This is a genomic window from Streptomyces echinoruber (assembly GCF_014651135.1).
GTDB classification, from domain to species: Bacteria; Actinomycetota; Actinomycetes; order Streptomycetales; family Streptomycetaceae; genus Streptomyces; species Streptomyces echinoruber.
In genome coordinates this window covers 1-21269 of record NZ_BMWH01000030.1, presented here as the reverse complement: position 1 = coordinate 21269, position 21269 = coordinate 1, and the positions used below count along the sequence as shown (strand labels likewise).

Sequence of the window (21269 nt, the reverse complement as noted above, 5' to 3'; positions counted from 1 at the left end):
GGGCGTCGACTGCGGCGAACCCGGAACGGGAGCGAGAGCTACTGGGTGATCCGGCTGGAACGGGCGACTCGGGTGGTGCCTCGGCGGTTGTAGCCGTGGCACCGGCAGGTGCAGCGGTGGACGAGCAGGAGTCCGGTGGCGTAGGGCAATCGAGAGCCGCCCGTAGGGACTCCATGGCTGCGAAGGGATCAACATCGTCGCGTGCTGTGACCATGGCCAGGACGGTAAGGACGGGGAGTCACTGGCCGCGATGCGATGTTCTCGAATGTTCTCCCAGTCCGGCTGAATGTTCTCATGTGGTCTCACGCGAGGAGGCGCACGCTGTGGTGCGGGCGCATCGGCGCCGGTGATGCTGAGGGCGACAGGGCCCACACCATGGGAGGCGACCGTGGCACGACGACTGCGCTTCAACGGCACCGACAGCAAGAACGGTGGCTGCCCAGCCGTTCACGAGGATCTCGACTCCGGTGAGATCATCGTCCAAGGAACACCGCTCACCGACCCCGAGGACACCGCCCAGCTCCAGCACTTCGGCCCCAAAGACGCCGCAGTGATCGTGCCGCGTGAACTCCTCGTCCACCACGGGCCCAAGGAGGTCACCCGCGTGCCCAAGCTGATCGACCTGGAGGAGTTCGGGCGGCTCTTCGAGACCTTCGAGCACTCGGCTTGGCACCTGGAGACACGGCAGGGCTACGCATCAGACCGGGAGGACCCCGGATACGCGGAATTCCTTGCGACCGGCACGGCCCCGTGCGACCTCGACAGCGAGTGGTGCGCGAACATCCGTCGGCAGACGGCCGGCGGCAAGTACGTGGGGCGGGTACGCGTCGTCGACAACCCGCCGACCGAGGGACAGTTGTTCCTGCTCGACTATGCGAGGTGCAACGCAGCCACGGGCGAGGACGTGCGAAACCTGTGGCGCGAAGACGCGGAGCGGCTCCGGCTGCCCGCTGAAGACTTCTGGATCTTCGACAGTCGGCTGGTGGCCGTGCTGCGCTTCGATGACGAGGACACCTTGCGCGACGTCGAGGTCATCACGGAACCTGCCGAGGTCTTGCGGTACTGCCAGGTCCGCGACGCCGCGGTGCACGGGTCCGTCCCGTACGACGAGTTCGCGGCACAACTCGGCGCCGACCACTAGCGAGCGGGAACCAGTGAGCACAGACTTCCAGCAGGCCAGGGAGGCTCTCGGATTGCGCTTGAGGGAACTCCGGCTGTCGGCCCCGGGAGGACGGCTCACCGGCACGCAACTGGCTCAGCGGCTCGGCTGGCCACACTCCAAGATCTACAAGCTGGAGAACGGCCGGCAGACCGCCACCAGCGAGGACCTACGGGCCTGGGCCGGGGGCGTCGGCCAACCGGACGTCTTCGACGAACTGGACGCCCGGCTCAAGGGCTTCGAGTCCCACATCCGCTCCTGGCGGCGTCAGCTGGCCTCGGGGCACAAGGCGGTCCAGGACACCCACCTGAGTGCGCATGCCGACGCCTCCGTGTTCCGCGGCTGGGAGTCCTCCATGATCTTCGGAATCCTCCAGACTCCGGACTACGCCCGGTCGATCTTCGCGAGATACGCGGAGCTACAGCGATCGCCACGCGACACCGAGGAAGCAGTGCGGTCCCGCATGAAGCGGCAAGAAGCGCTGTACGACCCTTCGAAGCGCTTCCACCTCCTCCTGTGGGAGGCCGCCCTTCACGCCTTGATCTGTCCACCGGCGGTGCTTGCGGCCCAGCTTGATCGCCTCGCAGGAGCCATCGGTCTGGACACAGTCGAGCTGGGGATCATCCCGCTGTCCGCCTCGCTCAAGATCCCTCCGGCCACCGCCTTCTGGATCTACGACGACCGCCAGGTGATCGTCGAGAACTGGCACGCGGAGTTGTGGATCGACGACGAGGCGAGCGTCGACACCTATCTGCGGACCTGGAGAACGCTCCGCGAGTCCGCCGTCTACGGCGCCGACGCGCAGAACCTCGTCAGTGCGGCAAGACGAGCGTTGCGCTCCGGCTGACCCGTCCGTCCGGCAGACAGGCGGGCCCCGCCGATGGCGACCACTCGGGCCGGTGACGCCGAACGATCCGGTGCTGCTGAGGCGTTGACCGGCTCGTCCGGGTCCGGCCCGGCGGCGGCCACCCTGCCGTACGCCGCCGGTCGAGGCGGGCCGGGCCGTACGCCGCCGGTCGAGGCGGGCCGGGTCGGGGTCCTCGCGTGGCGTCCTGGTTCGGGGCCGTACGAAGGGGTGACCTCAAGCCTCCAATTTCCCATGGAAGTTGCGCATACTGGGTGGACGCACGACGAGCAGTGGCGCAAGCCTGGTCATCGCGGGTACGGGGGGAACAGTGGGACAACCGGGTACGAGACGTCCGAGCACGGCGCCACCACCGGGAACGCAGCCCCGCCTGGCTCCCGTACCTGTCGTCCGCACCGTCCCCCGGGCGCAGCGCGGCGTCCTGTGGTGGCTGGGCTGGCTGGTGCCGGTGATCGCCGCGCACCGGTTGTGCACGCCGACCCGCCAGGACCGGGTCGAGGATCCCTTGGTGGAGAGGATCCAGTTCTGGCGCGCCGCGCTCGGCCTGGTCCTGACCGTCGGTGCCTGGTTGGCCCTCGGACTGGTGCCCCTGCGCGAGATCCCCGGCCAGTTCCGGTGGAGCCTCGCCTGGGGCTTCAGCTTCGTTCAGATGAACTTCTACGTGGCCTGGTTCGCGGTCGCGAGGGCACCCCGCGGCCGGAAATGGGCCGCGGCCGCGCGGTGGCGCGGCCCGCTCCTCGCCTTCGTCCTCACGTTCACCGCGTGGGGCGTCTTCATGCAGCCCGGCCTGTTCGACTGGCCGCCGAGTTCACCCGGGTCCGCCGTCTGCGGCCTCTGGCTGTGTCTCTTCGGCGGATACGGGGGCCTTCTGCTCATCCTCAACGGAGGCCGCACCGCCGACATCAACGAAGGTCTGCCGGCCGTCCTGTCCGTCTTCTTCATCCTGGCCTTCGCCCTGCCCTCGCTCGGGGACCCCATGTACGACAAGGTCTCCATGCCGGTACGCCTGGTGCTGGGCCTGACCGGCCCGGTGACCCTGCTCCTCCTGGCCCGCTGGCAACTGCGGCGCCTGCGCGTGCTCCACGGCATACGCCTGTCGGACATGTGGCGCCGGGTCTGAGGACTCGTGGACCGCCGCCCGGCTCCCACTCCCACTGCCGCGCCGGCGGTCATCGGATTCCGGCACCCCGGATGGACGCCCGGAAAGACGCCCGGGAAACCCCCGGAACCCCCGGAACCCCCAGAACACCCGGAACCCCCGGAACACCCGGAACACCCGGAAAGCAGAACGCGCCCCATACCGCAGTACAGGGCGCGTCCGCAGGCCGAGGGCGTCTCACGTCGTCGTGCGCCGCCGGCGCGCACCCGCTCGCCGCTCGCTGGGCCGGGTCACCGGGTCGCCGGCCTCCAGGGCCGCCAGGCGGCGCTTGGCGCCGTAGTCGGCGAGGGCCTCGGCCAGCTTGTGGACGGACGGCTCGGGGGCCATGACGTCCACGCGCAGGCCGTGCTCCTCCGCCGTCTTGGCCGTGGCCGGGCCGATGCAGGCGATCACGGTGACGTTGTGCGGCTTGCCGGCGATGCCGACCAGGTTGCGCACCGTCGAGGAGGACGTGAACAGGACCGCGTCGAAGCCGCCGCCCTTGATCGCCTCACGGGTCTCGGCCGGCGGCGGCGAGGCGCGCACGGTGCGGTAGGCGGTGACGTCGTCGACCTCCCAGCCGAGCTCGATCAGCCCGGCCACCAGGGTCTCCGTGGCGATGTCGGCGCGCGGCAGGAACACCCGGTCGATCGGGTCGAAGACCGGGTCGTAGGGCGGCCAGTCCTCCAGCAGGCCCGCCGCCGACTGCTCGCCGCTGGGCACCAGGTCCGGCTTCACACCGAAGGCGACGAGGGCCTTCGCGGTCTGCTCGCCGACCGCGGCGACCTTGATGCCGGCGAAGGCGCGCGCGTCGAGGCCGTACTCCTCGAACTTCTCGCGGACCGCCTTGACCGCGTTGACGGAGGTGAAGGCGATCCACTCGTAGCGGCCGGTCACCAGGCCCTTGACGGCGCGCTCCATCTGCTGGGGCGTGCGCGGCGGCTCGACGGCGATGGTCGGCACCTCGTGCGGGACGGCGCCATAGGAGCGGAGCTGGTCGGAGAGCGAGGCCGCCTGCTCCTTGGTGCGCGGGACGAGGACCTTCCAGCCGAACAGCGGCTTGGACTCGAACCAGGCCAGCCGGTCCCGCTGCGCGGCGGCGCTGCGGTCGCCGACCACGGCTATCACCGGGCGCCCGCCCTGCGGGGAGGGCAGCACCTTGGCCTGCTTCAGGGTCTGGGCGATCGTGCCGAGGGTCGCCGTCCAGGTGCGCTGCCGCGTCGTCGTCCCGGCCACGGTGACCGTGACGGGGGTGTCCGGCTTGCGGCCCGCCGACACCAGCTCGCCGGCGGCCGCGGGCACCGAGTCCAGGGTCGTACTCAGCACCACGGTGCCGTCGGAGGCGCCCAGCTCGGTCCAGCAGCGGTCGGTGGCGGTGCGGGCGTCCACGAAGCGCACGTCGGTGCCGTGGGCGTCGCGCAGCGGCACACCGGCGTAGGCGGGCACGCCGACACCGGTGGCGACACCGGGGACGACCTCGAAGGGCACGCCCGCGGCGGCGCAGGCCAGCATCTCGTCGGCGGCGTAGGCGTCCAGGCCGGGGTCGCCGAGCACCGCACGCACGACCCGCCTGCCGCCCCGCGCGGCCTCCATGACAAGATGTGCGGCATCCCGAGCCGCGGGGGCGGGAACGGTTGCTGACGTGCCGTCAACGACCGTGAGCTGCGGCGTGCCCGTGCCCGGCTGCGGGTCCGACGAGGGGTCCGCGTCCGTGTGCACGACGGTCACGCCCTGCCTGGCGTGCCTGCGGACCACGTCGGCCACCTCGGGGGCGGCGACGAGGACGTCCGCGTGCGCCAGCGCCTCCACGGCGCGCAGCGTCAGCAGTCCCGGATCTCCGGGTCCGGCACCCAGGAAGGTGACGTGCCCGTGCTCCGAACCGGCGGGAAGGGTGGTGGGGCTCAATGTGCTCGCTCCCCCATCAGACCGGCCGCGCCCTGGGCGAGCATCTCGGCGGCGAGTTCGCGGCCGAGCGCCACAGCGCCCTCGTGCGTCCCGGGCACGGGACCGGTGGTGGACAACTGCACCAGCGTGGTGCCGTCGGTGGTTCCGACGACGCCCCGCAGACGCATTTCCTGGACAATCTGCCCGTCGGCGTGGGAACTCCCCCGCTCGAGCGGCGCCGAAAGCGGGGGAAGGTCGGCCAGCGCGCCCACGGGGGCACTGCAGCCGGCCTCCAGGGCGGCGAGCAGTGACCGCTCGGCCGTCACGGCGGCCCGCGTGAACGGGTCGTCGAGCACGGCGAGCGCGGCGACGAGGTCCGCGTCGGCGGCGGCGCACTCGATCGCGAGAGCCCCCTGGCCAGGGGCGGGCAGCACCGTGTCGACCGACAGGAAGTCGGTCGCCTCCTCGATGCGGCCGATCCGGTTCAGCCCGGCGGCGGCCAGGACGACGGCGTCCAGCTCCCCCTGGTGGACGTACCCGATGCGGGTGTCGACGTTGCCGCGGATGGGCACCGTCTCGATGTCCATCCCGTGGCTGCGCGCGTACGCGTTCAACTGCGCCATGCGGCGCGGCGAACCGGTACCGACGCGGGCGCCGCGCGGCAGGTCGGTGAACTTCATCGCGTCCCGCGCGACGATCACATCCCGCGGGTCCTCGCGCACCGGCACCGCGGCCAGCACCAGCTCGTCGGGCTGCGCGGTCGGCAGGTCCTTCAGCGAGTGCACCGCGAAGTCGACCTCACCGCGCAGCAGCGCGTCACGCAGCGCGGTGACGAACACGCCGGTCCCGCCGATCTGCGCGAGGTGCTCGCGGGAGGTGTCGCCGTACGTCGTGATCTCGACGAGTTCGACGGGCCGCCCGGTCACCCGGCTCACGGCGTCCGCCACCTGCCCGGACTGGGCCATGGCGAGCTTGCTGCGCCTGGTTCCGAGCCTCAACGGCGCCCCTTTCCCGGAGGTTCGCCTCCGGGGCGCTCCAGCCGGCGCCGAGAGCCCGACCGTGCTCACCCCTTCGGGCCTCCGCGCTCCCCCACGCTCGGATGCGCTCCCGTGGGGGCGCCCCCACGTGCTCTCGGCGCCGGCGCGCCCCTGCGGCTCACGCGTGTCACTCATACCGGCCCTCTGTTCTCGCCATTGTTCTGGGGGCTTCCGTCGGCCCGGGAGACGGCGGCCACCGTCTCGGGGTCGAGGTCGAACAGGGTGCGCAGCGCGTCCGCGTACCCGGCGCCGCCGGGCTCGGCCGCGAGCTGCTTGACCCGCACCGTCGGCGCGTGCAGCAGCTTGTCCACGACCCTGCGTATGGTCTGGGTGATCTCGCCGCGCTGCCGGTCGTCGAGATCGGGCAGCCGCCCCTCCAGGCGGGCGATCTCGGCGGCGACGACCTCGGCGGCCATGCTGCGCAGCGCCACCACGGTCGGTGTGATGTGCGCCGCGCGCTGGGCCGCGCCGAAGGCGGCGACCTCGTCGGAGACGATACGCCGGACCTGGTCGACGTCGGCGGCCATCGGCGCGTCCGCGGACGCCTCGGCGAGCGTCTCGATGTCCACCAGGCGCACCCCGGCCAGCCGGTGCACGGCCGCGTCGACGTCCCGCGGCATGGCCAGGTCCAGCAGGAACAGCACCGGTGCGGGCCGCGGCGGCTGCGCCACCGGCTCGGGCCGGCGCCGCTCGGGGATGCGGCCGAGGGTGGCCGCGGTCGCGGCGAGCGCGGTGATCAGCTCGGCGTCGGCCTCGACGCTGCGGCGCAGCTCCGCGCGGCGGTCGACGGTCCCGTTGTCCACCCAGGCCGCGTGCTGCTCCAGCGTGGCCGCGTCCATGCCGGCCACGGCGGCCTCGCCCGCCACGGAGAAACCGGGGGCGGCCAGCTCCAGCGGGCAGTCCTCGTCGGAGCCGACGGAGGCCGGCGGCAGCGGCGTCTCGCGCACCTCCGCCGTCGCCGACGCCGCCACCGCCGCCGTACGGCCGCCGCCGTGCGCCTCACGGACGACCTCCGCGGGGTGCCCGGTGCGGCCCTCGACGGCCGCCGCGACCTCCTCGGCGGTCAGCACGATCCCGGTGGCGCCGGTGCAGGAGACGGCGACGTCGGCACGTGTCAGCTCGTCGCGCACCGCGTCCATCCGCACCGCGCGCGCCGTCACGGCGTTCTCGCCGCCCTCGGTGAGGATGCGCGCGAGGCGCTCGGCGCGCTCGAAGGTGCGGTTGGCGACGACGATCTCGGCGACGCCCGCGCGCGCGAGCGTGGCCGCGGCCAGCGAGGACATCGAGCCGGCGCCGATGACCAGGGCCCGCTTGCCCCGCGCCCACCGCGCCACGGGCGCGCCCGCGGCGAGCTGCTCCAGGCCGAAGCTGACCAGGGACTGCCCGGCGCGGTCGATGCCGGTCTCGGAGTGGGCGCGCTTGCCGACCCGCAGCGCCTGCTGGAACAGGTCGTTGAGCAGCCGCCCCGCGGTGTGCAGCTCCTGGGCGCGGGCGAGGCAGTCCTTGATCTGGCCGAGGATCTGGCCCTCGCCGACGACCATCGAGTCCAGGCCGCAGGCCACCGAGAACAGGTGGTGGACGGCCCGGTCCTCGTAGTGGACATACAGGTACGGAGTCAGCTCGTCCAGGCCGACCCCGCTGTGCCGGGCCAGCAGCGTGGACAGCTCGGCGACACCGGCGTGGAACTTGTCCACGTCGGCGTACAGCTCGATGCGGTTGCAGGTGGCCAGCACCGCGGCCTCGGTGGCCGGCTCGGCGGCGACGGTGTCCTGCGCCAGCTTGACCTGGGCGTCCTCGCTGAGCGAGGCACGCTCCAGGACGCTGACGGGTGCGCTGCGGTGACTCAGTCCGACGACGAGGAGACTCATGCCGGCATCACGGCGGGGACGTCCCCGTCGGGCCCCTGGTCGGCCGGGTCCTTGGTCTTTGCCGCGCCCTTCGCGCTTCCTGTGCCCCCCGCGCTTCCCGCGCCACGGCGGGCGCGCGCGGCGTCCTGGGCGGCGGCCTCGGCCGGGATCTGCTGACGGGTGGTGGCCGGTATCGCGTCGGCCGGGGTCTCCGGCAGGGGCGCGTCGGCGGCCAGCTCGCCGGCCTTGCGCTGCTCGTGGAAGGCGAGGATCTGCAGCTCGATGGAGAGGTCCACCTTGCGCACGTCGACGCCGTCCGGGACGGACAGCACGGTCGGCGCGAAGTTCAGGATGGAGGTGACGCCGGCGTTCACCAAGCGGTCGCAGACCTCCTGCGCCACGCCGGCCGGGGTCGTGATCACGCCGATCGAGACGCCGTTCTCCTCGACGATCTTCTCCAGGTCGTCGGAGTGCTGCACCGGGATGCCGGCGACGACCCGGCCGGTGAGGTCGGGGTCGGCGTCGATGAGCGCGGCGACCCGGAAGCCGCGGGAGGCGAAGCCGCCGTAGTTGGCGAGGGCGGCGCCGAGGTTGCCGATACCGACGATGACAACCGGCCAGTCCTGGGTCAGGCCGAGTTCCCGGGAGATCTGGTAGACGAGATACTCGACGTCGTAGCCGACGCCGCGGGTGCCGTAGGAACCCAGGTAGGAGAAGTCCTTGCGCAGCTTGGCGGAGTTCACCCCCGCGGCGGCCGCCAGCTCCTCGGAGGAGACCGTGGGGACCGAGCGTTCCGACAGCGCCGTCAGGGCTCGGAGGTACAGCGGAAGCCGGGCGACGGTGGCCTCGGGAATCCCTCGGCTGCGGGTCGCCGGTCGGTGAGTTCGGCCAGTTGCCACGGTGCTCCTGCGGGTAGAGCGGGGCTGTGGGCGGTCACTCGTCCCCGGACCGCCCCGTCGACAGCAGGCTATGTCTTTGTGAACGTGTGCACAAAGATGGTGTCCGATTTGCCCGGCCAACGTGACCGGGCTCACGCACCCCCGGCGCGCGCGGCGGGAACCGGCGCACAGCCGCCGACGTTCCTCTCCGAATGGGGACACGACCGCCACTCTCCTCAACGATCCGTCGCCCCCGAATTCACGTCCTCGTCGATCCTAAGCGACTTTTCGGACGACTCGGACGCCCTGGAAGATCCGGACGCCTCGGCCGTCCGGACACCTCCGGCGGGCCGGACGATCAGGGCGGTCCGAAGGACCTGAGCGGCTCGGAGGACCGGAGCGGCTTGGGCGACCAGGGCGCGGCCCGGAAGACCAAGGGTCGGCCCGAAGAGACCCGGAAGACCGCGGGAGACCGCGGGAGACCCGGGCAGAAGCCGTCTCAGTCCGTCATCAGTCCGTCAGCGCCCGGCGCAGCCGGCCCTCGTCGACCCGCCAGAACGTGTGCTGCTCGCCGTCGATCAGCACCACGGGGATCTGCTCCCAGTACTGGTCGTGGAGCCGGGGATCCTCGGTGATGTCCTTCTGCTCCCAGCGCACGCCGAGATCGGCGCACACCTTCTCGACCACCGCCTGTGCGTCGTCACACAGGTGGCAACCGGGTTTGCGGATCAGCGTCACGACACGGTCCTGAGCCGGCCTGCGGCGGAAGAGAGGACTCATACCGGCCATTGTCACCCCTGCGGCGACCGCTCCCAGCGTCCGTACGACGCCTCACACGACCGCCCCGCACAGTCCCGCACGGCCGCCTCACACGACCGCCCCGCACAGCCCCCGCGCCCCGCCGCCCCGCCGGGCCCGGCGCACCCGCCCCGCCCGCACACCTCCCCCGCCACACCGGTCGTGCCGCTCCCTCACCCATCCGGTCGCGAAGAGTTCACGGCTCGCCAACCTCTCGGCTCCGGAACCGCCGAACGGACTGGCTATGCTCACGCCATGGCCGCTCTCGGATGGCTCACCCCCCGCAGGCGCTCCGCCACCGCTCGCAGCGTGCTGGCCGGCGAAGCCTCGGCGGAGGCAGCCCGCAAGTCTTCGCAGGAGGGCGCCGGCACGCCCCAGGAACCGGAGTTCCCGGTCCGCGGCGACGAACGGGCCGCCGCCTTCTTCGACCTGGACAACACCGTCATGCAGGGCGCGGCGCTGTTCCACTTCGGCCGGGGCCTGTACAAGCGGAAGTTCTTCGAGACGCGCGACCTGGCGCGGTTCGCCTGGCAGCAGGCCTGGTTCCGGCTGGCCGGGATCGAGGACCCCGAGCACATGCAGGAGGCGCGGGACTCGGCGCTGTCCATCGTCAAGGGCCACCGCGTCGCGGAACTGAAGGCCATCGGCGAGGAGATCTACGACGAGTACATGGCCGAGCGGATCTGGCCGGGCACCCGCGCCCTGGCCCAGGCCCACCTGGACGCCGGCCAGAAGGTGTGGCTGGTCACCGCCGCCCCCGTGGAGATCGCCCAGGTGATCGCCCGCCGCCTCGGCCTGACCGGCGCGCTCGGCACGGTGGCCGAGTCCGTGGACGGCGTCTACACCGGCAAGCTGGTGGGCGAGCCCCTGCACGGCCCGGCCAAGGCGGAGGCGGTGCGCGCGCTGGCCGCCGCCGAGGGCCTGGACCTGTCCCGCTGCGCCGCCTACAGCGACTCCCACAACGACATCCCGATGCTGTCGCTGGTCGGCCACCCGTACGCCATCAACCCCGACCACAAGCTGCGCAAGTACGCCCGCGAGCACGACTGGCGGCTGCGCGACTACCGCACCGGCCGCAAGGCCGCCAAGGTCGGCATTCCCGCGGCCGCCGGCGTCGGCGCGGTGGCCGGCGGCACGGCGGCGGCGATCGCCCTGCACCGGCGCCGCTTCCGCTAGCGCCGCTTCCGCTAGCGCCGGATCCGCTAGCGCCGGACCGGATCCCGCCTGGGCCGGCCCGGATCCCGCCGGAGCCACACCGGACGGACCCGCGCCGGGCCGGCCGGATGGACCCGGCGTCGAACCGGACGGACAGGCTCGAGGACGCACCCGGGGACGGCCCCCGGGACACACCCGGTCCGCCGGGCCGAACCGAGCTCCTTACCCCCGACCGGCCCTGTCCAGTCCTGTTGGCGGTACACGGCCACAACTCGTCCGACACCCAACCCGATCCGGTCCGATCCGTTCAGGAATCGGTCACTCTCCGACAGCCGACCGGGTGTCAATCGGTTACAGAAGCGACGTAATCGATGATTTGAGCAACTCGGTGTAGCAGCGCCTGTACGAAGCGTTATTCTCCTCAGACGCAAACCGGTACCCCTCCGTCGCTACGACGGGTGAACGGTCCCGCACTGCACGTGATGGAAGCTCTGCCTCTGGGAGTCCCGTGTATCCACACGTCGGGGTTGACGCCTCGGGCCTGGCTACGCTGCGCGCAAAGGTCGCTACGGTCCAGGACCTGCTGCGCGGTCTCGTCCCCACCGCGTACGCCGTCCCCGCCTTCGCCACCGCCACCCTCGCCGACCCGTGCTACGCGCTGGCCGACGGTGGCGCCGCGGTGAGCAGACGAGGACGCTCCGGCGGTGCCGCCACCACCCGCCGCCCGGCCGCGGACAGCGACAGCGCCCGGATGATGGACCTCGTGGAGCGCGCCCAGGCCGGCGAGGCCGAGGCCTTCGGCCGCCTCTACGACCAGTACAGCGACACCGTGTACCGATACATCTACTACCGGGTGAACGGCAAGGCGACCGCCGAGGACCTCACCAGCGAGACCTTTCTGCGCGCCCTGCGCCGCATCGGCACCTTCACCTGGCAGGGCCGCGACTTCGGCGCCTGGCTGGTCACCATCGCCCGCAACCTGGTCGCCGACCACTTCAAGTCCAGCCGCTTCCGCCTGGAGATCACCACCGGCGAGATGCTCGACGCCAACGAGGTCGAGCGCTCCCCGGAGGACTCCGTCCTGGAGCACCTGTCCAACGCCGCCCTGCTGGACGCCGTACGCCGGCTCAACCCCCAGCAGCAGGAGTGCGTGACCCTCCGGTTCCTCCAGGGCCTCTCCGTCGCCGAGACCGCCCGCGTCATGGGCAAGAACGAGGGCGCCATCAAGACCCTCCAGTACCGCGCCGTGCGCACCCTCGCCCGGCTCCTCCCTGACGACGCCCGCTGACGGCCCGCTGACGGCCTGCGGCCGCCCGGAGGGAGACGGACGGCCGCGCGGACACCGGGCGTGTACGCACTGTCCCCGTCAACTCACCCTCGGTGAAAGTCCGTTGGCTTCGCTGTCGGATCATCCGTCGTCCGTAACCCAAGTGCCGAGCCGCTCGTTGTCCGGGATACAGGCTCCCTGTGGTCACACCCTGACCCCCTTCGATCATCCGATCGTGTGCATGCGGTCAGGCCGTGCAACCCTCAGGACCCCCTGGGGAGCCGACCGTCATGACGAGAGGAGGTGCCGCCAGTGATCGCGAACGTATCGGCGCACCGGCGGGCGAACGCCTTCGCCCAGGCCCTGGAGGAGCAGTCCGAGCGGGGCACGGCGGCCGAGCCGTCCGCGGGAGAGGCACCGCCCCCGAAGGCCGGGGACCAGACCGAACAGACCGAACGGACCGAACAGAGCCGTCTGCTGGCCCTGGCCGCCGGACTCGGCGCCCTGCCCCGGCCGCAGCTGGACCCCGAGGTCAAGACCGTCCAGCGGGCCCGGCTGGTGGCCGCCATGGAGGCCATGGCCCAGGCGGGCGAGGCGGACGCGACCGTACCCGGGCAGCGCTCCGCCCAGCAGGGTCGCGGCACGCACCGCGCGGCCTCGCTGCGCGGGCTGCGGCCCCGGTCACGGCTGACCAAAGGGCTCGCCGCGGGCGGGCTCAGCGTCGGCGTCGCCGCCGGGGCCTTCGGCGGAGTCGCCGCCGCCAGCGACAACGCCCTGCCGGGCGACTCGCTCTACGGCCTCAAACGCGGCATCGAGGACTTCAAGCTCAACTACCTCGCCCACGGGGACGACGAGCGCGGCCAGGCCTACCTCGACCAGGCCTCCACCCGGCTCAACGAGGCCCGCCGACTGCTCGACCGGGGCCGCGGCGGCCACCTCGACCACGAGACCCTCGGCGAGATCCGCCGCACCCTGAACGGCGTGCAGCACGACGCCTCCGAAGGCCACCGCCTGCTGCACGAGGCGTACGCGCGCGACCCCGACTCGCTCGGCCCCATTCAGGCCCTGTCCGCGTTCTCCCGCTCGCACCGCGAGACCTGGGGCGCCCTGCGCGACCAACTGCCCGTGCAGCTCGGCGACGTCAGTGACCAGGTGACGTCGGTGTTCGACGCCATAGACCAGGAAGTCGCGCCGCTGCAGTCGCTGCTCCCCCAGCCCCCGGCCCACGGCGGCAGCAGCAGACGGCCGGGCCCGGGCACCGGCAGCGCGTCGGAGTCCGCCACCGGCGGCCCCGCCGGCTCCGGCCACCCGACCGCGCCCAGCAGCGGCGGCGACTCCGCGACCGGCGGCGAGCGCTCCGGCGGCAGCCCCAGCCGGTCGGCCGGCCCGGGCGACGACGAGGGCCTCCTCGGCGGCGGCACCGGCGGCCTGATCGACCCGCCGAAGACCAGCGGCAGCGCCTCACCCTCGCAGAGCGGCACCCCGTCCGGCTCCCGCCCGGACGTGACCATCCCCCCGCTCCTGCCCGGCCTCCTGCCCGACCTGGGCATCGACGGCGAGAACAACGGCTAGCGACCGGCACGGCGACGGGGCACCCCTCCCGGGGGGTGCCCCGTCGCCGTGCCGTCGGCCCATCCGGTGCGGGCCGGCGACCTCGGAGCCCCGGAAGAAGGAGCCCCGGAAGAAGGAGCCCCGAGGAAGGAGCCCCGAGGAAGGAACCCCGAGGAAGGAACCCCGAAGAAGGAGCCCCGGGAAGCAGTCCCGGAAGCAGGAGCCTCAGAAGAAGACCGACCGCCGCTGCACCAGCAGCTTGTACAGCGTGTGCTGGATCTGTTCGCGCACCTGGTCGGTGAGGTTGAACATGAGCATCGGGTCCTCGGCGGCCTCCAGCGGATACGCGTCGGTCGGGATCGGCTCGCCGAACTGGATGGTCCACTTCGTCGGCAGCGGGATCGCGCCGAGCGGGCCGAGCCACGGGAAGGTCGGCGTGAGCGGGAAGTACGGGAAGCCGAGCAGCCGCGCGAGCGTCTTGGCGTTGCCGATCATCGGGTAGATCTCCTCGGCTCCGACGATCGAGCACGGGATGATCGGCACCCGCCGGCGCAGAGCCGTCGAGACGAAGCCGCCGCGGCCGAAGCGCTGCAGCTTGTAGCGCTCGCTGAAGGGCTTGCCGATGCCCTTGAAGCCCTCCGGCATCACCCCGACCAGCTCGCCCTGCCCCAGCAGCCGCTCGGCGTCCTCCGTGCAGGCCAGGGTGTGGCCGAGCTTGCGGGCCAGCTCGTTGACGACCGGCAGCACGAAGACCAGGTCCGCGGCGAGCAGCCGCAGGTGCCGGCCGGCCGGGTGGTGATCGTGCACGGCGACCTGCATCATCAGGGCGTCCCACGGCAGCGTGCCGGAGTGGTTGGCGACGATCAGCGCGCCGCCCTCCTCCGGGATGTTCTCCACGCCCTTCACGTCGACCCGGAAGTACTTCTCGTACACCGGGCGCAGCAGGGACATCAGCACCTGGTCGGTGAGCTCGGCGTCGTAGCCGAAGTCGTCGACCTCGTAGTCCCCGGTGAGGCGGCGGCGCAGGAAGGCCAGGCCGGCGGCGACACGCCGCTCCAGGCCGCCCCCGCCGCGCTCCCCGTGGGCGTCCCGCGGCGCGGCCCCGCCGTCCGCCTGCCGCGGCTCCTGACCGGTCACGGGAACATCGTCGCGGGCGCGGGCCCGCCCCGTCAGGGGCTGGACCTCGCCCACCGCGCCGGACTCCTCCGCGCGCCGGGTGCCCGCCGCGCGGCGCCGCGACGGCCGCTGCGCGGCGCTCCCGCGGGACCGGTCGTCGTCGAACGGAATGACCTTGGCGTCCGCCATCGTTGATGCGCTCCTCAGTTGGCGCTCTGCGTCGGGAGGTGGGTCGGAGGGTGGCCACCGCCCGGGAAGGGCAGCGCGGCGATCCGGTCGACGGCCCCCGCGAGGGCCTCCGGAGGCAGCAGCCCGGGTCCGCGACTGCGGACGAAGTCCGCGAACGTCTCCGCGGTCGTGTACTTCGGTGTGAATCCCAGTGTCTCGCGCATCTGGTCCGTCGCCACCACACGGCCGTGGGTGAGCAGCCGGATCTGCTCGGGCGAGAAGTCCGTCACACCGACCGTGCGCATCAGCGACCCGGCCCAGGTCACGGCGGGCAGCAGCAGCGGCACCGTGGGCCGGCCCAGGCGCCGGGCACACTGGGAGAGCAGCAGCACCCCGTCGCCGGCGATGTTGAACGTTCCGCTGTTCAGGGTGCCGCGGCGCGGCTCGTGCGCGGCCAGGCGCAGCACCTCGACCACGTCGTCCTCGTGTACGAACTGCAGCCGCGGGTCGTAGCCGAACACGGTCGGCAGCACCGGCAGCGAGAAGTACGACGCCAGCGGGGTGTCCGCGGTCGGGCCGAGGATGTTGGCGAACCGCAGCACGCACACCGCCACGTCCGGGCGGCGGCGCGCGAAGCCGCGGACGTACCCCTCGACCTCGCAGACGTCCTTGGCGAAGCCGCCGCTGGGCAGCGACTTGGGCGGGGTGGTCTCGGTGAAGACGGCCGGGTCGCGCGGGGCCGAGCCGTAGACGTTGGTGCTGGACTTCACCACCAGCCGCCTGACCGCCGGCGACTTCTGGCAGGCACCGAGCAACTGCATGGTGCCGATGACGTTGGTCTCCTTCACCGTCGCCCGGCTGCCGCCGCCCAGCGCCGTGCCGGTGACGTCCAGGTGGACCACCGTGTCGGCACCGGTCTCCGCGAGCACCCGCGCGATGCCGGGCTGCCGGATGTCGGTCCGGACGAACTCCGCGCCGCCCAGGTGGTGCTCGGGCTGGACCGCGTCCACGGCGACGACCCGGTCCACTCCGGGGTCACGCTGGATCCGTCGTACGAACCGGCCCCCCAGTCGGCGGGCCACTCCGGTCACGAGCACGACCTTTCCCAAGATCAGCGCCTTCCTTCCGCCTCACCGTGCCACCGCTCGTAGCCTGCCGCGTTCCCCGTATGCCGCCAACTTAGCGGGTCGATGTCGCACCGGGACGACCGCCGCCGCGCGGCGTGACCGGATCGCGTGCAGTCGTACGACCGGACGGGGCCGTCGGGTGGCGGGGCGGGACCGTCGGGCGGCCGGGCGGGGACGTCGGGCAGGGCCGCCGTGCGGCCGGGGCGAGCCGTCGTACGAGCAACCCTCGTACGAGCCGCCCTCGTACGAGCCGCCCTCGTACGAGCCGCCCTCGTACGAGCGGACGGAGCCGTGCGCCGGGTTGGTGCCGGACATGCGTGTGGCCCCCCACCGACGGGGTGGGGGGCCACGAAGCGGTGCCTGCGCCGCCTACTTCTTGTTGCGGCGCTGGACACGCGTGCGCTTCAGCAGCTTGCGGTGCTTCTTCTTGGCCATCCGCTTACGCCGCTTCTTGATAACAGAGCCCACGACTACCCTCGCTCACTTCTCTCAACTCGGTGCGCCTGGGCGCCACGGGCCCACACGACCTACGAGGGCTTAGCCTACCCAACCACGAGCCGAGGTCGTAAATCGAGGGGGTCGTCGTCAGGCGGTCTCCACCCCCACATAGCTCTCGCGGAGGTAGTCGTGCACCGCTTGCTCCGGGACGCGGAACGACCGCCCCACCCGGATCGCGGGCAGATGACCGCTGTGCACCAGCCGGTACACGGTCATCTTCGACACTCGCATCACCGAGGCGACTTCCGCCACGGTGAGAAACCGGACCTCGTTCAGAGGCCTGTTGTCACCAGCTGCAGCCATGACACACACCTGCACCTTCCGCACTCGACGGCCACCGGCTTCCCCTTCCGATGACTCTTCGTCGCTGCGTGCTCACTCCCCAGACTAGGGGCGGGTGATGCAAGTGGGGAAGAGGTGCACCCATCGGCGGCCTACTGTGACAGACACGCTCGATTGAGTACGTAGCGGGTCAGCGGGCGGTAGTAAGCGGACCGCGCGCCGTCCTCGAGGGGAACGACGACGGACACCCGCCCCTCGGCCTGCCCCACGAACGGCGCGGGGTCGTTCACATCGGCCAGCCCGATCGCCTCGAACCCCAGCTGACCTGCACCGCAGACCCATCCGTGGTCCCCCACCACCAATTCCGGCAGCGGCCCGCCGGCCTCGGCCGCCGCGTCCAGCGCGGCACGGACCGGGAGCGGCGAGTGCGTGTGTGCGCCGGTCTCACCACCGGGGCGGGAGGCACCGGGCTCCCGTACGAGCGCGACTCCCCGTACGTAGGCGAGGTTGTACGTGCGTAGCCCGAACCGGGTCAATATGTCGACAGAGCGACCCTGCGCCGGGGTGAGGACGGCACACCCCGCCGCCGACAGGGCGTCTGCGAGAGCGGCGTAGAAACCCAGCAGCCGGCGCGGGTGGCCGGTGCCCAGCAGCACCGGTGCGCCGCGCCGGGCGGCCGCGGCCAGCCGGTCCGCGAAGGCGTCCAGGGCGCCCAGCGTGCGCTCCGGGTCGATCACGTCCTGGCCGGACACATGGCCCGGATCGGCCGAGCCCCCACACTTTTCCGCCATCAGCTCGACCAGTTCCCGTTCCCCCCATACCCGTTCGGGATCGATTCCGATCAGCACCCGGGGGTCCCCGGCCGCGAACAGCCGGTACCGGCGCAGGCTCTCCTCCCGGGAGGTGGCCACCGGCCCGGCCAGGCGGGCGGCCAGCAGATGGGCGCGGAGGGCGGCACGGCTCGACACGGAAGCGATGGTGACGGACGGAGGACAAGCGCGGCGGGGGAACGGGGGAACACCGCACGGTCGGCGTAACACCGGGACACCTGGACCACCTGGCCCACCTGGCCCACCTGGACCACCTGGACCACCTGGACCACCTGGACAACAGGAGACACGGACACCGGAAGCACGGACGCCAGGAGGTCCGGACACCGGAAGACACGGACGCCAGGAGCCCCGGACGCCCGGCCGCCCTCCCGCCCGCTACGTCAGCAGCCCCCGCAGCGGGAACACCGCCCGCCGGGTCGCCAGCACCGCCTGGTCCAACCGGTCGGCGGGGTCGTACCCCGCTTCCCAGGACGCCCACGGCACCGGCCAGCGCCCGTCGGTCATCCGGGCCGGCGCGAGCTGGCGGGTGCGCGCGAAGACCTCCTGGCGCCAGCTCTCGGGGATCACCGTCTCCGGCGCGATCTCCCGCCCGGCGGCGATGGCCACGAGGTGCGTCCAGGACCGCGGCACGACCTCGACGACCGCGTAACCGCCGCCGCCGAGCGCGACCCACCGCCCGTCGGCGTACTCGTGCGCCAGGTCGTGGCAGGCGACCTGCACGGCCCGCTGCGCGTCCAGCGACACGGCGAAGTGGGCCAGCGGGTCCTCGAAGTGGGTGTCCGCGCCGTGCTGCGTCACCAGCACCTGCGGCCGGAAGTCGGCGATCAGCTCGGGCACCACGGCGTGGAACGCCCGCAGCCACCCCGCGTCCCCGGTGCCGGCCGGCAGCGCCACGTTCACCGCCGACCCCTGCGCCGTCTCGGCCCCCGTCTCCTCCGGCCACCCGGTCTGCGGGAACAGGGTCCGCGGATGCTCGTGCAGCGAGATCGTCAGCACCCGCGGGTTCTCCCAGAACACGGCCTGCACCCCGTCCCCGTGGTGCACGTCGACGTCGATGTAGGCGACCCGCTCGGCACCGAGTTCCAGCAGCCGCGCGATGGCGAGCGCGGCGTCGTTGTAGATGCAGAAGCCGGAGGCACCGCCCGGCATGGCGTGGTGCAGCCCGCCGGCGAAGTTCACGGCGTGCAGGGCCTCCCCGCGCCACACGGCCTCGGCCGCCCCGACCGACTGCCCGGCGATCAGCGCGGACACCTCGTGCATCCCGGCGAAGGCGGGGTCGTCCAGGGTTCCGATCCCGTACGACCCGTCGGCCGACGCGGGATCGGCGGACGCGGCCCGCACGGCCTCGATGTAGTCCTCGCGGTGGACGAGCCGCAGCGTCGACTCCCCGGCCGCCTTGGCCGCCACCACGTCCACCTCCCGGTCGAGCCCGAAGGCGTCGACGAGTCTGCGGGTCAGGTGGAGCCGGACGGGATCCATCGGATGGTCCCGGCCGAAGTCATAGCCCGTTACTGCCTCGTCCCACATCAGCTGTGCGCGGCCGCTCATGTCCGCCACCGTATCGGTCTCGTTGAGGCGCGAACGACCGGGCGTACACCAATGTGACCAGCACCAACACCATCGGCACGAGCATCGCCCCCCGATAGCTCCAGGCATCGCCCAGCGCCCCCACCAACGGCGAACCCACCAAAAAACCCACGTAGTTGAAGACATTGAGCCGCGCGACCGCCGCGTCCGAGGCCCCGGGGAACAACCGCCCGGCCGCCGCGAACGTCTGCGGCACCAGCACGCACAACCCCAGCCCCAGCAGAGTGAACCCGAGCATCCCCACCCACGGCCCGGGCGCCACGGCCACCACCGCGAACCCGCCCGCCGCCACCAGCGCGCCGAGCCGTACGACGGTCACGGCCCCCAGCCGCCGCACCCCGAAGTCGCCGAGCGACCGCCCCAGCAGCGTGGTCACCATGTACACGTTGTAGGGGACCGTCGCCATCTGCTCGGAGCCGCCGAGCACGTCCCGCAGGTACTTCGCGCTCCAATTCGACACGGTCGAGTCCCCGATGTACGCGAACGTCATCACCAGGCACAGCGGCAGCAGCAGCCTGAAGACCACGCCTCCCCTGCCGCTCCCACCGCTGCTCCCATCGCTGCTTCCGCTTCCGTCGCCGCTCCGGCTCCCGCCCGCGCGGTCCTCCGGCTCGGCCGGCCCGCCGCCCCCGTCGACGTACCATCGGCTCCCCGCCAGCACCGCCGGCAGCAGCACCGCGACCACCGGCAGGTACGACACCCACAGCGCCACATGCCAGTGCGCCCCCGCCCACGCCAACGAGGCGCCGACGATCCCGCCGAGGCTGTAGGCGGCGTGGAAGCTGAGCATGATGCTGCGGCCGTACGCCCGCTGCAGGCTCACCCCGAGCATGTTCATGGACGCGTCCAGCGCCCCCACCGCCAGCCCGAACGCGGCCAGCGCAGCACCCAGCCCGGCCATCCGGTCACCGGAGCCCACCCCGAGCAGCGCCAGCAGCACCACCGGCTGCGACCAGCGCAGCACCCGGCTCGGCCGCACCCGCTTGACCAGGTGCTCGGTCGTGACACTGCCCACCCCGGCCAGGATCGGCACAGCGGCCAGAAAGACGGGCAGCAGCGCGTCGGAGACCCCGTACCGGTCCTGGACGGCCGGAATCCGCGTCACCAGCAGAGCGAACGCCACGCCCTGCGCAAAGAAACCGAACGCCAGCGAGACCCTGCCGCGCCGCAGCACATCAGTCATGGCGGCGAGCGTAGGGCTCCGGACTACCTGTGGGTAGATCCGGCCAAAGGTGAATCCCGCTCAGCTCCGCCGGGGCTCAGCGTCACCGGGGTGCGCGGAAGCACGCGGAGAGCCCGCCGGGCGGGCGTTCCCGGGCGGTCAGGCCAGCAGGTCGGCCAACTCCCCCATGTCCGAGAAGAGATGTGTGGTTCCCGCCAGCTTCCCGGCCGGCGTCATCGCGGTGAACCCGTAGACGTCCATGCCGGCCGCGACGGCCGCCCGCACCCCGAGCGGCGAGTCCTCGACGACCACACACCGCTCCGGCGCGACGCCCATCCGCTCGGCCGCGTACAGGAACAGGTCCGGCGCCGGCTTCCCCCGCCCCACGTCCTGGGAGCTGAAGATCCGGTCCTCGCCGAACCACCGGTCCAGTCCCGTCGCCCGGTGCCCGACCCGGATCCGCTCGTGACTCCCCGACGACGCCACGCAGTACGGCACCCCGTCCGCGGCCAGCTTCTCCAGGACGCCGACGACTCCGGGTACCGGCCGCAACTCCCGCTCGAACGCGGCGAAGACACGCGCGTGGAACACGTCGTCGAAGTCCTCCGGCAGGCGCTGCCCCGTCCGCTCCAGGATCAGCTCGTGAACCCGATGCAACGCCGACCCCATGTAGTCCCGAATGGAGTCCTCGTACGACGTCGGGTGCCCGAGCTCGGTGAGATAGGCGGCCAGGAGCCGGTTGGAAAGGGGCTCGCTGTCGACGAGGACGCCGTCGTTGTCGAATATGACGAGGTCGTAGCGCATGGCAACACCCTAAACGCAGAAAACCCCCGCATCATCGATGCGGGGGTTTTCCCACGAATTGTTCGGCGGCGTCCTACTCTCCCACAGGGTCCCCCCTGCAGTACCATCGGCGC

General features: G+C 72.3%; 19 protein-coding genes. 6 read left to right on the top strand and 13 right to left on the bottom strand.

The window, feature by feature from the left end; translation table 11 throughout:
* The first annotated feature begins 388 nt into the window (after positions 1-388).
* The 3 genes from IE225_RS27310 (at position 389) to IE225_RS27300 (ending at position 3144) form a co-directional block, all read left to right on the top strand.
* A complete protein-coding gene (locus tag IE225_RS27310) occupies positions 389-1141 on the top strand; it encodes a DUF6879 family protein (protein ID WP_190060295.1) in 753 nt (250 codons plus the stop codon).
* A 13-nt stretch (positions 1142-1154) separates the two neighbouring features.
* Positions 1155-2006: a helix-turn-helix domain-containing protein gene (locus IE225_RS27305; protein WP_190060294.1), complete on the top strand. Its 852-nt coding sequence runs from the start codon at positions 1155-1157 to the stop codon at positions 2004-2006.
* Between the two features lie 526 nt (positions 2007-2532).
* Positions 2533-3144: a hypothetical protein gene (locus IE225_RS27300; protein WP_190060293.1), complete on the top strand. Its 612-nt coding sequence runs from the start codon at positions 2533-2535 to the stop codon at positions 3142-3144.
* Positions 3145-3360: 216 nt separating this feature from the next.
* Here the strand turns inward: IE225_RS27300 and IE225_RS27295 are convergent, their stop codons facing one another.
* From IE225_RS27295 to IE225_RS27275, 5 genes are all read right to left on the bottom strand, one after another.
* On the bottom strand, positions 3361-5067 hold the full coding sequence (locus IE225_RS27295; protein ID WP_190060292.1) for a bifunctional uroporphyrinogen-III C-methyltransferase/uroporphyrinogen-III synthase: 1707 nt from the start codon (positions 5065-5067) through the stop codon (positions 3361-3363).
* Positions 5064-6044 (bottom strand): hydroxymethylbilane synthase, encoded by a 981-nt coding sequence (hemC, locus tag IE225_RS27290; RefSeq protein WP_190060291.1) that lies wholly within the window; start codon positions 6042-6044, stop codon positions 5064-5066. Before hemC ends, IE225_RS27295 begins: the two co-directional genes overlap by 4 nt.
* Positions 6045-6214: 170 nt before the next feature.
* Complete coding sequence (locus IE225_RS27285; protein ID WP_190060290.1) at positions 6215-7951, bottom strand: glutamyl-tRNA reductase; 1737 nt, start codon at positions 7949-7951, stop codon at positions 6215-6217.
* A complete protein-coding gene (locus IE225_RS27280; protein WP_190060289.1) occupies positions 7948-8829 on the bottom strand; it encodes a redox-sensing transcriptional repressor Rex in 882 nt (293 codons plus the stop codon). The genes IE225_RS27285 and IE225_RS27280 overlap by 4 nt, the downstream gene beginning before the upstream one ends.
* A 489-nt stretch (positions 8830-9318) precedes the next feature.
* Positions 9319-9597, bottom strand: a complete 279-nt coding sequence (locus IE225_RS27275) for a glutaredoxin family protein (protein ID WP_190060288.1) — start codon at positions 9595-9597, stop codon at positions 9319-9321.
* 264 nt (positions 9598-9861) lie between these two features.
* On the opposite strand from IE225_RS27275, the gene IE225_RS27270 reads away from it, so the two are divergent.
* The 3 genes from IE225_RS27270 to IE225_RS27260 all read left to right on the top strand — a co-directional run bounded on the left by IE225_RS27270 (position 9862) and on the right by IE225_RS27260 (position 13600).
* Positions 9862-10782, top strand: a complete 921-nt coding sequence (locus tag IE225_RS27270) for an HAD family hydrolase (protein WP_190060287.1) — start codon at positions 9862-9864, stop codon at positions 10780-10782.
* 487 nt (positions 10783-11269) lie between these two features.
* Positions 11270-12049 (top strand): ECF subfamily RNA polymerase sigma factor, BldN family, encoded by a 780-nt coding sequence (locus IE225_RS27265; protein WP_190060286.1) that lies wholly within the window; start codon positions 11270-11272, stop codon positions 12047-12049.
* 291 nt (positions 12050-12340) lie between these two features.
* Complete coding sequence (locus IE225_RS27260) at positions 12341-13600, top strand: DUF5667 domain-containing protein (RefSeq protein ID WP_190060285.1); 1260 nt, start codon at positions 12341-12343, stop codon at positions 13598-13600.
* A 204-nt stretch (positions 13601-13804) separates the two neighbouring features.
* Here IE225_RS27260 and IE225_RS27255 read toward each other — a convergent pair whose 3' ends face one another.
* The 8 genes from IE225_RS27255 to IE225_RS27220 form a co-directional block, all read right to left on the bottom strand.
* The gene (locus IE225_RS27255; protein ID WP_190060284.1) at positions 13805-14884 is read right to left on the bottom strand and encodes a lysophospholipid acyltransferase family protein; all 1080 of its coding nucleotides are present in this window, start codon (positions 14882-14884) and stop codon (positions 13805-13807) included.
* A gap of 14 nt (positions 14885-14898) precedes the next feature.
* Positions 14899-15972 carry an NAD-dependent epimerase/dehydratase family protein gene (locus IE225_RS27250; protein WP_190060283.1) on the bottom strand — a complete coding sequence of 358 codons (1074 nt, stop codon included), beginning with the start codon at positions 15970-15972 and terminating at the stop codon, positions 14899-14901.
* Between the two features lie 387 nt (positions 15973-16359).
* Positions 16360-16458, bottom strand: coding sequence for a 30S ribosomal protein bS22 (locus tag IE225_RS27245; protein WP_003948845.1), 99 nt, complete (start codon positions 16456-16458; stop codon positions 16360-16362).
* 117 nt (positions 16459-16575) lie between these two features.
* Positions 16576-16791: a helix-turn-helix domain-containing protein gene (locus IE225_RS27240; protein WP_190060282.1), complete on the bottom strand. Its 216-nt coding sequence runs from the start codon at positions 16789-16791 to the stop codon at positions 16576-16578.
* A gap of 131 nt (positions 16792-16922) precedes the next feature.
* Positions 16923-17738: a phosphatase gene (locus tag IE225_RS27235; RefSeq protein ID WP_190060281.1), complete on the bottom strand. Its 816-nt coding sequence runs from the start codon at positions 17736-17738 to the stop codon at positions 16923-16925.
* Between the two features lie 240 nt (positions 17739-17978).
* Positions 17979-19151, bottom strand: a complete 1173-nt coding sequence (locus IE225_RS27230) for an acetoin utilization protein AcuC (RefSeq protein WP_190060280.1) — start codon at positions 19149-19151, stop codon at positions 17979-17981.
* Complete coding sequence (locus IE225_RS27225) at positions 19102-20373, bottom strand: MFS transporter (protein WP_190060279.1); 1272 nt, start codon at positions 20371-20373, stop codon at positions 19102-19104. The genes IE225_RS27230 and IE225_RS27225 overlap by 50 nt, the downstream gene beginning before the upstream one ends.
* A 138-nt stretch (positions 20374-20511) precedes the next feature.
* Positions 20512-21156, bottom strand: a complete 645-nt coding sequence (locus IE225_RS27220) for an HAD family hydrolase (protein WP_190060278.1) — start codon at positions 21154-21156, stop codon at positions 20512-20514.
* Positions 21157-21269 lie beyond the last annotated feature (113 nt).